Source organism: Yoonia sp. 2307UL14-13 (assembly GCF_037572755.1).
Lineage (GTDB): Bacteria > Pseudomonadota > Alphaproteobacteria > Rhodobacterales > Rhodobacteraceae > Yoonia.
This window is the reverse complement of record NZ_JBBIFZ010000001.1, coordinates 509,389-521,804: the sequence shown is the minus strand read 5'-3', so window position 1 is coordinate 521,804 and position 12,416 is coordinate 509,389. Positions and strand designations below refer to the sequence as shown.

The window sequence follows — 12,416 nt, the reverse complement described above, 5'->3', positions numbered from 1 at the left end:
ACCATCCGCACCCCATAACCAAGCAATGTTTACTTTGAGAGTCCCTGATGGAATCCACAGTCTCTGACGCCGCCTTCTGGCTGACGGCGGCAGCTATCCTTGTCCTTCTTGTCCTGTCCGGCTTTTTCTCCGGATCCGAGACGGCGTTGACCGCATCGTCACGCGGGAAATTGCGATCGGCGGCTGACAAGGGATCCGGCGGCGCACAACGCGCATTGGACATCACCGAAGACAGCGAGCGACTGATCGGTTCGATCCTCTTGGGCAACAATGTCGTGAACATACTGGCAACGTCGCTGGCAACGGCGGTGCTGACCCAGCTTTTCGGCCAAAACGGCGTCGCGGCGGCAACGCTGATCATGACGCTGCTGGTCCTGATCTTTGCCGAGGTCCTGCCCAAAACATTCGCAATCACCTATCCCGAAACCGTCGCCGCCCGTGTCGCCGGACCGATCAGTTTCGTCGTTCTGGTATTCTCTCCGGTCGTGACGGCTGTCCGTTACCTTGTCCGGGGGGTCCTGTTCCTGTTCGGTGTCCGCACCGATCCCGACAGCCATATCCTTGCCGTGCGCGAGGAAATCGCCGGGGCCCTGCAGATCGGCCATTCCGAAGGGATCGTGCAGAAAGAGGACCGTGACCGTATCCTGGGCGCGCTTGACCTGAACGAACGCGCTGTCGAAGAGGTCATGCTGCACCGGTCTGGGATCGAGATGATCGATGCATCCCTTCCACCTGAAGAAATCCTCGACCTGATCTTGCAAAGCCAACACACGCGCCTGCCGCTGTTTCGGGACGATCAAGAGAACATCATCGGGGTCATCCATGCCAAGGATCTTTTGCGCGCCATGCATAAACTGCTGGCCGGTGGCAACGCCAAGGGCCTCGCCGATTTCGACGTAACGAAGGTCGCAATGCCCCCCTACTTTATTCCGGAAACCACGACACTCGATGACCAGATGCGCAACTTTCTCAAGCGGAAGACCCATTTTGCGCTGGTGGTCGATGAATATGGCGGGCTTGAAGGGTTGATCACACTGGAAGACATCCTCGAGGAAATCGTGGGCGAGATCGCGGACGAATTCGATGAAGATGGCGGTGACGTCATCTCGACCGCAAGCGACGGGTCTTATGTCGTGGATGGCGGTATGACGATCCGTGACCTCAACCGCGCGCATGACTGGAACCTGCCGGACGACGAGGCGAACACTGTCGCCGGTCTTGTCATCCATGAGGCGCAGATGATCCCGGTGAAGGGACAGGTCTTTTCCTTCCACGGCTTCCGGTTCGAGGTCGTCGCAAAGGAACAGAACCGGATCGCCACGCTGAAAATCAGGCGTCTTTGACCCGCTTGGCCAAGTTGCGCAGCGCATTCGCCAGCACCAGCGCATCGCCGCCGACGCCCAAGAATGTAACGCCTTTCTGCGCATATTCGGCATAGCGGGTTTCATCGAAGGTCACGATCCCGGCGATCTTGCCTGCCGCAAGCGTCCGGGCGATCAGGTGATCAATCGCCTGTTCGACCTTTGGATGATCCGGCTGACCGGGATAGCCCATATCGGCGGACAAATCGGCGGGGCCGACAAACACGCCATCCACACCCTCAACAGCGGCAATCTCATCGACGTTTTCGACCGCTTTCGCGCTCTCGGCCTGGACCAGCAGACACATCTGCGCATTGGCGCTGGTCGGGTAGTCAGCGATCCCTCCGAAACGGGACGCGCGCGCCAGCACCGCACCCATGCCGCGAGTGCCGTCGGGGGGATAGCGCATCGCCCGCGCCATCTCTTGCGCTTTGGCGGCGTCATCGACCATCGGCGCCAGCACTGTCTGGACACCTAAATCAAGCACCTGCTTGACGATCCACGCCTCTGCCTGCGGGATGCGCACGACAACCGGCGTCCCCGTCGCGCGCAGGGCCTGCACCTGCGGCAGCATTTCGGTGATCGTGTTGGGCCCGTGTTCGCCATCGATCAAACACCAGTCGAAACCCGCATCGCCTGCAACCTCCGCATTCAGGGATGAACCAGTCGTCAACCAAAGCCCATGCTGCACCTGTCCCGCCAAAAGCGCAGTTTTCAGCTTGTTTTCAGGGTTTTGCATCACATCCTCGCCCAAAAGAAATCGCGCCGATGCGAACACATCGGCGCGACACTCGCAAGCATTCACTGGTCAACGATAGTAAAGCGAATGTCCGTTATGGAAGATCTGGACCTTGGCCGGATCGGCAGTGAATTTCAGCTCCTTACCGCGGATGTCCTTGTGAATCCCGGCCAGCTTGGCGATCACGGTATCGGTATCGGCGTCCGCTTTTGGCGGTTCGAAATACAGTTGGGTAACCTCGCCCAACGCCTCTACGATGCTGACCTTGTCCGAGAACAGGTATTCGTCGCCGTCGGTCAGTAGCATGTCCTCGGGCCGGACGCCGATATTGACCTTCAATCCCATGTCGGAACTTTCCGTCGGAACGGCGGAATGGGCCATGCCGCCATCGTCCAGCTTGACGGTCGTCTGTGCCCCGGTGCCAACGATCTCTCCCCCCAGCAGGTTCATCGCGGGTGAGCCGATGAACTGGGCGACGAATTCGTTTTCTGGCCGTTCATAGAGTTGCAGCGGTGTGCCCACCTGCGCAATGCCCTTGTTCGCCAGCACGACGATGCGCGAGGCAAGCGTCATCGCCTCCACCTGGTCGTGCGTGACGTAGATCATCGTGCTTTCAGGCATGGATTCTTTCAACTGCGCGATCTCGATCCGTGTGGCGACACGCAAGGCGGCGTCGAGGTTCGACAGAGGTTCGTCGAACAGATAGACCTTGGGGTCGCGCACGATCGACCGGCCGATGGCGACACGCTGCCGCTGCCCGCCTGAAAGCGCCTTGGGCAGGCGATCCAGATATTCATCCAACTGCAGAATCTTCGCTGCCTTGTTCACCGCCGCATCGATCTCTTGCGGCGATTTCTTTGCCAGTTTCAAAGCGAATGACATGTTATCGCGCACCGTCATGTGCGGATAAAGCGCATAGGACTGGAACACCATCGCGATGCCGCGCTGCGCGGGTGGCACGTCGTTCACCAAAACGCCGTCAATCTCCAGCGTCCCGCCGGTGATGCTTTCCAGCCCTGCGATCATCCGCAATAGCGTCGATTTCCCGCAGCCTGACGGCCCCACAAAGACGATCAGCTCCCCCTGCTTGATGTCCAGATTGATGTTTTTGAGCACATCGACCGTACCACCGTAGGTCTTGGCGACATCCACCAACTTGAGATCGGCCATACTTCCCTCCCCTTCAATTCTTATCTTTTGAGCGCCAGGCTGACTTGCCACGGCCCCAGATGCAGCCTGCCATCCGCTGACACATGGGCACTGCCCAATTCCGCGCCGATCGGCGTCCACTCCCCCGCGGGCAAATCGAAATCAGATGGCGTTTCGCTGACATTGAACGCGCAGAAAATCGTCTGATCACCGTCGGTGCGGGTGAAATAGACGACGTCGCCATCGGCCTTGACCCCATCATGATCACCGACGCTGACCGCCCTGTGATTTTGCCGAAAAGCGATCGCCTTGCGATAGTGATGCAGCAAGGCACCCGGCTCATCTTCTTGTGCCGCGACAGACAGATGAAGGTGTTCGGACGCTACCGGCAACCATGGCCGTGCCGCCGAGAACCCGGCACTCTGGTTGCTCGGCTCCCACACCATCGGGGTGCGGCAGCCATCACGCCCTTTGAATTCGGGCCAGAATTCGATGCCGTAAGGGTCCTGAAGGTCCTCGTAAGCGACATCCGCCTCCGGCAGACCCAGTTCCTCGCCCTGATACAGGCAGACCGACCCGCGCAGGCACATGATCAGCGTCGCGAACATGCGCTGCGCCGCTGGCGGCAGGTCCCAGCGGGACGCATGGCGCATCACGTCGTGGTTCGAAAAGGCCCAGCAGGCCCACCCGTCTGATGCGGCCTCATCCACACGGGCCATCACGTCCACGATACGCGCGGCGGTCGGTTGATCCTTGGCAAGGAATTCAAACGCATAGCACATCTGCATAAGGTCATCGCCAGCCGTGTATTCGCCCATGATCTCGAGGCCACGTTGCGCATCGCCCACCTCACCCACGGCTGCAGCGCCGTAAGGCTCCATCACCTCGCGCAGGCGGGCGAGGAATTTGACGTTGTCGGGGTGGTTCTTGTCGTAAAGGTGTTCCTGGTGATTATAGGGGTTGACCGAGGGCGCTATCGTCGCGTTCCGCTTCTCTTTCGGCAGGGCCGGATTGTCGCGCAATTCGGCGTCGTGCATGTAGAAATTGATCGTATCGAGGCGGAAGCCGTCGCAACCCCGGTTCAACCAGAACCGGGCGACATCCAGCAGCGCATCCTGCACATCGGGGTTGTGAAAGTTCAGATCGGGCTGCTCTTTCAGGAAATTGTGCAGGTAGTACTGCTCGCGCCGCGGCTCCCATTGCCAGGCGGAACCGCCAAAGATCGACAACCAGTTGTTGGGCGGCGTTCCGTCGGGTTTCGGGTCCGACCAGACATACCAGTCGCATTTGTCGTTGTCGCGGCTATGGGCGCATTGCTGGAACCACGGATGCTGATCGCTGGTATGGCTGAGCACGAGATCGATCATCACGCGAATGCCAAGCCGATGGGCGGTATCCACAACCGCATCGAAATCGGCCAGTGAACCGAACATCGGATCGACGTCGCAGTAATCGCTCACGTCATAACCGAAATCCTTCATCGGCGACATGAAGAACGGCGAAATCCAGATCGCATCAACACCCAGCGAGGCGATGTAGGGCAGCCGTTGGACGATGCCCAAAAGGTCGCCAATCCCGTCGCCGTTGCTGTCCTGATAGCTGCGCGGATAGATCTGATAGATCACCGCACCGCGCCACCAATCCTTGTCGATGGCGATTTCCGCATTCGTGGCCAAGGCCGTGTTCATTCCCGTTGTTCCTGTCTCATTCGCAGTCCCGGGCTTGACCCGGGACCTCGGGGTTGGGTTGGAGGTCCCGGATCACGTCCGGGACGACGTTCGTCTTACTTCACAGATCCGGCCAAAAGACCGCGCACCAGATACCTTTGCATCGCAAAGAACACGACCAGCGGCACCGCGATGGATACAAAGGCGGCTGTTGCAAGAATTTCCCAATTCCCGCCCCTTGTGCCCAAGAGCTCGACAATCTGGTTCGTCATCACCGTCGTATCGCCCGTCGCATCGATCAGGAAGACTTTGGCCACCAGCAGGTCATTCCAGGTCCAAAGGAACTGAAAGATCGCGAAAGAGGCCAGCGCAGGGAAGCTGAGCGGCAGGATGATCTTGGTAAAGATCTGGAAATCCGTCGCGCCGTCCACCTTGGCGTTTTCGATGATGTCACGCGGCAAACCGACCATGTAGTTACGTAAGAGATACACGGCAAGCGGCAGCCCGAACCCGGTATGCGCCATCCAGGTACCGAGATATCCCTTCCCGATCCCGATCCCCAAATGCAGTTTCAACAGCGGGATCAGCGCAAGTTGCAAGGGCACGACCAGCAGCCCCACGACAATCGCGATCAGGATCGCCCGGCCCGGAAAGTCCATCCAGGCCAGTGCATAGGCCGCAAATGCCGCGATCACGATGGGAATGATCGTGGCAGGGATGGTGACCGTCAGCGTGTTGAAAAAGGCACCAGCCATGCTGTCCGTCGCATTTCCACTGAACAGGACCTGTTCATAGTTGCCCAGCGTGAAATCCGGCGGCGTTTCCGCCGTGACAAAGGCACGTTGGCCGCGCCCCGACAATTCTTCGGTGCCAGTCCAGACGTAATCACCGTTCGCCTGCACGGTGATCGTCTCACCGTCGCCCAGATCGGCGGTATCACCCGGAACATAGTCGTCGATCGCGCGGGACGACGTGCCCCAAACGCTGATCTCGGCGTCTCCCGCCTCGCCAAACAGGTTGCCGCTGACCGTATAGACCCCGTCGATCAACTGCTGCACGCCCTCATCATCCGGGTCAGCGGTGCGCAGGGTCATGTTCTGTTCGGTCGGGAACAACGATTGCCACCAGCCAGAGCCGGAAATCTGATCCGCCGTGCGGAACGACGACACCAGCAATCCGACCGTCGGGAACAGCCACAACGCCACGAGCAGCGCGACCGAGATATGAACCGCCCATGTCAGGCTCGATTTGCCACCAGCCACACTACTCATGATTTGCTCCTCCGTCGCGGGCCATCAGCGCATCTCCTTCCGGGCATTGTAGACGTTCCAGATCAGGATCGGGCTGACGAGCAGCATGATCACGATCGCACTGGCCGAACCGACACCCCAATCATTCGCGCGGAACAATTTGTCGTACATGTAATTGGCAAGAACCTGTGTCTCCCATTGGCCGTTCGTCATCGCGAAAACGATGTCGAAAACCTTCAGGACAACCAGCGTGATCGTCGTCCAGACCACCACGATCGTGCCCGCGATCTGCGGCATCTTGATCTTGAAAAACACCTGAAACGGGTTGGCACCGTCCACGATGGCCGCCTCAATCGTTTCTTCCGGGATACCGCGCAGGGCGGCGGACAGGATCACCATGGCAAAACCGGTCTGGATCCAGATCAGCACCACCATCAGCAGGAACGAATTCCAGAACGGGATCGTCAGCCAGGTCTGCGGCTCACCATAAGGGAACGATCCTGTCGCGAGACCGAGGATCGACCGCAGCGACAGAAAAATCAGATAAGCCCCGCCGACGGCAATCAGAATACGCAATGGCCACGTCCAGATAGTTGTACGCGCATGATGCGAGACAAAGACAGGCTTCAGGAATATCCACATCGTGTAAACGGCGAGGATGATAAAACAAATCAGCATGCAGATCGGCACAAGCCGCAACAGCAGAACCGACCCGATCCCGCCATCGAATTGCAGCCAGATCGCGTTTAGCACGCCAATCTGGTTCTGCTCGACTGGACGTGTGTCATAAATCAGCTTGAAGATGACCGAGGCGCCGACGAACGAAATGGCCATCGGCATGAAGATCAGCGATTTCGCGATATTCCCCCACTTGATCCGGTCGGTCAGCTGGGCGACCAGCAAACCAAACGCGGTCGAGGCCGCAGGGACGACGATCAGCCACAGCATGTTGTTGCGCATGGCCTCCCAGAACTTGGGCTCGTTCATCATCTGCTGATAATTGGCGAAGCCAACGAACGCACCGCCTTGAGAACGGTCCGTGAAGGACAGGCGCAGCGTTTCGACGACAGGATAAGCAAGATACAGACCAAGCGCCAAGATGGCAGGCAACAGAAACAGCCAAGGCCGGACCATGTTGGCGCGGTTGATGTTGCGCCCGGCATGTTTGCCCTTGGCCGGAAAGATTACCTTGTCGAGGATCACGTTCGAAAAATAGAAATATGCCACGCAACCGCCAACACCGATGACGATGGTGATCAGCCCCAATAAAGCTGGATGCATGCGCCCCTCCCTTGGTTCTGCATCTGACGGTCAGCCCGGCGAACCGGACCGACCATTCGTATAAGTCGCGCCTACTTCAGCGATTCCCAGGATGCCTGGATTTCCGAGGCGACCGTTGCTGCGTCCTTGCCACCGGCATAATCGACCATGCCGGTCCAGAAGGTCCCCGCGCCCACACCGCCGGGCATCAGGTCGGATGCATCAAAGCGGAAGGTCGTGGCACCCAGCAGGATTTCGTTCATCTTGCCCAGTGTCGGATCGCTGAATGCATCCAGATCGACGCCGGTATGTGGTGTCAGGAAACCACCGAGGCCCATCCAGATCTCATGTGCTTCCGGCGTCTGCAGGAATGCCATCAGCTCATGCGCCGCTTCGTTCTCGTTGGTGATGGCCCAAAGCGTACCGGCACCCAGAACTGGCGATCCCAGATCCTTTTCGGCATATGCCGGGAAGTAGAAGAAATCGGCGTCCTCGCCGACCGAGATGTCATCACCGAAGAAGGCAGGGATGAACGACGCCTGACGATGCATGTAGCATTGCGGTGGCGAGGTGAACAAACCCTTGGGGCTGTCGCGGAAATCGGTCGTGGCAACTGCACCTGCGCCACCGGCGACATAGTCATCATTGCGGGCAAATGCGCCAAACTCTTCGATGGCGGCCACGACTTCGGGCGCATCGAACGGCGTCTCGTTAGCGACCCATGCATCATAGACCTCGGGCGGCTGGGTGCGCAGCATCATGTCCTCGACCCAGTCGGTCGCGGGCCAGCCTGTCGCACCACCGGAACCCAGACCGATGCACCATGGGGTTTCACCATCGGCGACGATCTGATCGCTCAGCGCCTTCAGCTCTTCCATCGTTTCGGGCACTTCATACCCGGCATCTTCGAAATTCTCGGGGCTGAACCAGACCAGCGATTTCACATCGACCTTGTAGAAAAAACCGTAAAGCTGATCTTCGCCATTCTCGTCCGCATAAGTGCCAAGATCGACCCATGACTGACCTGCGGCATAGTTTTCCTGCAACCACTCGGCGGTGCCGTCACGCAAAGGTGTCAGAAACCCGCGGCTGGCCATATCCGATGCCAGACCAGGCTGTGGGAACACTGACACATTCGGGGCCGATCCGGCTTCGGCATCAATCAGGATCTGCTGTTCAAAGCTGTCCGACCCGGTGTAACGCACATCATGGCCAGATTGCTCGGCAAAGGCCGCAAGCACCTTTTCCACGTTTTCCTGGTCAGGCCCCAGCCATGGACCGAAAACAGTGATCTGTTCCGCCTGAACTGCACCCGCAGTCAGGGCGACTGCTGCCACGCTGGCATACAGTGTCCTATTCATTGCTATCCTCCCAATCGCGCTGTGTCGCGCGTCATTTTCTGTGCACATCGCGTGCGTCTCATTCACCTGCCGCGCGGTGGAATCAATCCCAAAGCGCTTTGGATAAACCAACACTTGATCAAGTTGACGCTACTGTCAACCAAACACTCAACCGACAAAAAACACTTGGATTTTTTTCGAACCGCGTTTACTGAAACGATTACGGAGCCAGTTTAACGCAGTCTTTCGCCCCTGTCTCCCCCCGAAAACCACAGCGCTTTGGAACCTTGTCGCCGCCGATGAACCTGAAAGAATTGTCGCAAAATCTGGGACTTAGCCAAACGACCGTCAGCCGCGCGCTGAACGGCTACCCCGAAGTGAGCGCCAAGACCCGGCAACGGGTCGAACAGGCCGCGGCCAAGTTCAACTACCGCCCCAGCAACCGTGCCAAGGGGCTGGCGACCGGCAAATCATATGCCATCGGGCACGTCATTCCGCTATCGACCAAGCATGAGATGGTGAACCCGATTTTCGGCGATTTCATCGCAGGGGCTGGCGAAACCTATGCCCGTGAGGGGTATGAAATGACCCTCTCGATCGTCGATGACCAGGACGAGGCACAGATTTACAGCGGTCTGAAATCCAAGAATTCGGTCGACGGCGTTGTCGTGCACGGGCCGCGCATGAACGACAACCGGATCACCCTGCTGCAAGAACTTGGATTGCCATTCGTCGTGCATGGCCGGGTCAGCGGTTGCGAAACGCCCTACCCATGGCTCGACGTCAATAACCGCAGCGCGTTTCGACAGCTGACGAAATACCTGATCGGGCTGGGTCATCGCCGTATCGCCCTGATCAACGGGCTCGAGGTAATGGATTTCGCCCATCGACGCCGGGCGGGATACGAGGCCGCGCTGATCGACGCTGGCCTCAGCCCCGACCCCACCATCATGCGGTCGGACGAAATGACCGAGGAATTCGGTTATGAAACCACACGCGACGTGTTGCAACACCCGGACCCGCCGACCGGGATCGTCTGCTCATCCCTGATTTCCGCGATCGGCGTGCGCCGCGGGATTGAGGATGCGGGGCTCAAGATGGGACAGGATGTGTCCGTTGTGACCCACGATGATGCGCTGTCTTACCTCAAGAACGGCGGGAAAACTCCGATATTCACGGCGACCCGATCATCCGTGCGCGACGCCGGACGGCATCTTGCGCAGATGTTGCTGCAGGCGATCGCCGATCCCGACCAACTGCCGCAAACGACGCTATGGGACGCTGAATTCGTCATTGGCGGCTCGACCGGCCCGGCCCCCTCAAAGGACTAAGCATGGATTTCAAACGCAGCGACTTTCCCGAAGATTTCCTCTTCGGGGCCGCGACCGCGGCCTATCAGATCGAAGGGCACCAATTCGGCGGGGCCGGCCCCACCCATTGGGATACGTTCGCCGCAACACCCGGCAACGTGATACGGGCCGAAGACGGGGCGCTGGCCTGCGACCACTATCACCGGTTCGCAGAAGACCTTGACCTGCTGAAAGACGCGGGCATGGATGCCTACCGTTTCTCGACCTCATGGGCGCGTGTGATGCCGGATGGGCGCACCGTGAATCCCGAGGGTCTGGATTTCTACGACCGCCTCGTGGACGCAATGCTGGAACGCGGGTTGAAACCGTTCCAGACGCTCTATCACTGGGAATTGCCGTCCGCTTTGGCGGATAAGGGCGGTTGGACCAACCGGGACACCACAAAGTATTTTGGTGACTTCACCGACGTCATCACGGATCGTATCGGCGATCGGGTGTCAGCCATCGCCACGATCAACGAACCTTGGTGCGTGGCTTTCCTGTCGCATTTTCTCGGCCATCATGCGCCGGGGTTGAAGGACATCCGCGCCACGGCGCGCGCCATGCACCACATCCTGCTGGCCCATGGTGAGGCGATGACCCGGCTGCGCGCCAAGGGCATGAAAAACTGCGGAATCGTCCTGAATTTCGACTATGGAGAGGCGCTCAGCGACGCTGACACAACCGCCGCTGCGACGAACGACGCGATTTTCAACCGCTGGTTCATCGAAGCGATCACCAAGGGCACGTACCCCGAAGAGGCGCTCGCCGGTTTCGCCCCTCACATGCCCGAAGGTTGGCAGGACGACATGGCCCAGATCAGCCAGCCGATGGACTGGTTGGGCGTCAATTACTACACCCGCCACAAGATCGAGGCCGATCCATCAGCCCCCTGGCCGCATCTGAAAGGACACGAAGGCCCGGGCGACAAAACACAGATGGGCTGGGAAATCTATCCCGATGGGCTGCACCACTTCATCACTTGGCTGGCCAAGAACTATGTGGGGGACATGCCGATCTATGTCTCGGAAAACGGGATGGCCTGGGATGACAGGATCGAAAACGGGGCGGTCTACGACCCCGTGCGCACCAAATTCGTTTCGGATCACATGCTGGCCACCAAACGCGCCATCGCCGACGGGGCCAACGTGCAGGGGTTCTTTTATTGGTCCCTTCTCGACAACTACGAATGGGCGTTCGGCTATGAAAAACGGTTCGGGATCGTGCATGTGGATTTTGAGACCTTGAAGCGCACGCCGAAAGCGTCCTATCACGCGCTGAAATCCGCTATCGCCCGCTAAGGACCAGTATGGATCACCCTGCAAACACTCTCTCGCTGGTCGCCGATATCGGCGGCACCAATACCCGCGTCGCGCTCGCCAATGGGCGCGAGGTGCTGGATCAGACGATCCGACGTTACGCGAACACGGACTTTCCGGGGCTGGAATCGGTGCTGCAGCGCTACATCGCAGATGAAGGCAACGTGAACCCATGCGCGGCCTGCGTCGCCGTCGCAGGCCCGGTACGCGACGGGCGGGCCACGATGACCAATCTCGACTGGACCATCAACAAAGACACGTTGCAGCGCGCCACCCAAGCCGAAACCGTCGCGATCCTCAACGATTTGCAGGCGCAGGGCCATGCGCTTGGTTATCTCGATCCCGCGAATATCCGCAACATCCTCGAGGGACCCGAGGGCCAGCCCCATGCGGCCAAGCTGGTCGTCGGCGTGGGAACCGGGTTCAACGCGGCCCCGGTCTATGACCTTGAACACGGGCGGATCGTGGCACCGTCGGAATGCGGGCATGCGAACTTGCCGATCCGCAACGAGATGGAATTGCGGCTGTGCCAATATGTGTCCACCGCACACGGGTTTCCGGCGGTCGAAGACGTGCTGTCAGGCCGTGGGCTGGAACGGGCTTATGCGTTTCTGGGGCAAGAGGCGGATGATCCTCGCGAAAGCGCGGCCAAGGATATCATGGCAGCCTGCGCAGATGGCAGCGACCCCCGCGCGGTGGACGCCGCGCGGCTGTTCACGCGCATCCTTGGCACCGTTTGCGGTAACCTGTCCCTGATCCAACTGCCATTCGGCGGCGTCTATCTGGTCGGCGGTGTGGCGCGTGCCTTTGCCCCGCATCTGGCGGGCTTCGGCTTTGGTGAGGCGTTCCGCGACAAAGGCCGCTTTGCCGGTTTCATGGGGAATTTCGCGGTGCATGTGATCGAAGACGACTATGCCGCGCTGACAGGTTCCGCCGCCCATCTCAAGGCGCTTTTGTCGGCGTAAGACCGGGTCAGGACCCA

10 protein-coding genes are annotated in these 12,416 nt (G+C 59.3%); 4 read left to right on the top strand and 6 right to left on the bottom strand.

Features of this window, described 5'->3' with window-relative positions; translation table 11 throughout:
* Nucleotides 1–47: 47 nt before the first annotated feature.
* Nucleotides 48–1,343, top strand: coding sequence for an HlyC/CorC family transporter (locus V8J85_RS02700; RefSeq protein WP_339951966.1), 1,296 nt, complete (start codon nt 48–50; stop codon nt 1,341–1,343).
* On the opposite strand, the gene V8J85_RS02695 is transcribed toward V8J85_RS02700, so the two are convergent.
* From V8J85_RS02695 to V8J85_RS02670, 6 genes are all read right to left on the bottom strand, one after another.
* Nucleotides 1,330–2,100: an HpcH/HpaI aldolase family protein gene (locus V8J85_RS02695; RefSeq protein ID WP_339951964.1), complete on the bottom strand. Its 771-nt coding sequence runs from the start codon at nt 2,098–2,100 to the stop codon at nt 1,330–1,332. The two genes, V8J85_RS02700 and V8J85_RS02695, sit on opposite strands and share 14 nt — an antisense overlap.
* Nucleotides 2,101–2,169: 69 nt before the next feature.
* Entirely contained in the window at nt 2,170–3,270 is a 1,101-nt protein-coding gene (locus V8J85_RS02690) for an ABC transporter ATP-binding protein (RefSeq protein ID WP_339951962.1), read from the bottom strand.
* A 20-nt stretch (nt 3,271–3,290) separates the two neighbouring features.
* Nucleotides 3,291–4,937 carry an alpha-glucosidase gene (locus tag V8J85_RS02685; RefSeq protein WP_339951960.1) on the bottom strand — a complete coding sequence of 549 codons (1,647 nt, stop codon included), beginning with the start codon at nt 4,935–4,937 and terminating at the stop codon, nt 3,291–3,293.
* Between the two features lie 95 nt (nt 4,938–5,032).
* On the bottom strand, nt 5,033–6,187 hold the full coding sequence (locus V8J85_RS02680) for a carbohydrate ABC transporter permease (protein ID WP_339951958.1): 1,155 nt from the start codon (nt 6,185–6,187) through the stop codon (nt 5,033–5,035).
* 24 nt (nt 6,188–6,211) lie between these two features.
* Nucleotides 6,212–7,447, bottom strand: coding sequence for a carbohydrate ABC transporter permease (locus V8J85_RS02675; RefSeq protein WP_339951956.1), 1,236 nt, complete (start codon nt 7,445–7,447; stop codon nt 6,212–6,214).
* A 71-nt stretch (nt 7,448–7,518) separates the two neighbouring features.
* Nucleotides 7,519–8,787 (bottom strand): ABC transporter substrate-binding protein, encoded by a 1,269-nt coding sequence (locus V8J85_RS02670; RefSeq protein WP_339951954.1) that lies wholly within the window; start codon nt 8,785–8,787, stop codon nt 7,519–7,521.
* 278 nt (nt 8,788–9,065) lie between these two features.
* Here V8J85_RS02670 and V8J85_RS02665 point away from each other — a divergent pair, with 278 nt between their 5' ends.
* Genes V8J85_RS02665 through V8J85_RS02655 form a run of 3 tightly spaced genes read left to right on the top strand, consistent with a single transcriptional unit; the run spans nt 9,066 to nt 12,399 of the window.
* Entirely contained in the window at nt 9,066–10,097 is a 1,032-nt protein-coding gene (locus V8J85_RS02665) for a LacI family DNA-binding transcriptional regulator (RefSeq protein ID WP_339951952.1), read from the top strand.
* A 2-nt stretch (nt 10,098–10,099) separates the two neighbouring features.
* A complete protein-coding gene (locus V8J85_RS02660; protein WP_339951950.1) occupies nt 10,100–11,416 on the top strand; it encodes a GH1 family beta-glucosidase in 1,317 nt (438 codons plus the stop codon).
* A gap of 8 nt (nt 11,417–11,424) precedes the next feature.
* A complete protein-coding gene (locus V8J85_RS02655; protein ID WP_339951948.1) occupies nt 11,425–12,399 on the top strand; it encodes a glucokinase in 975 nt (324 codons plus the stop codon).
* Nucleotides 12,400–12,416 lie beyond the last annotated feature (17 nt).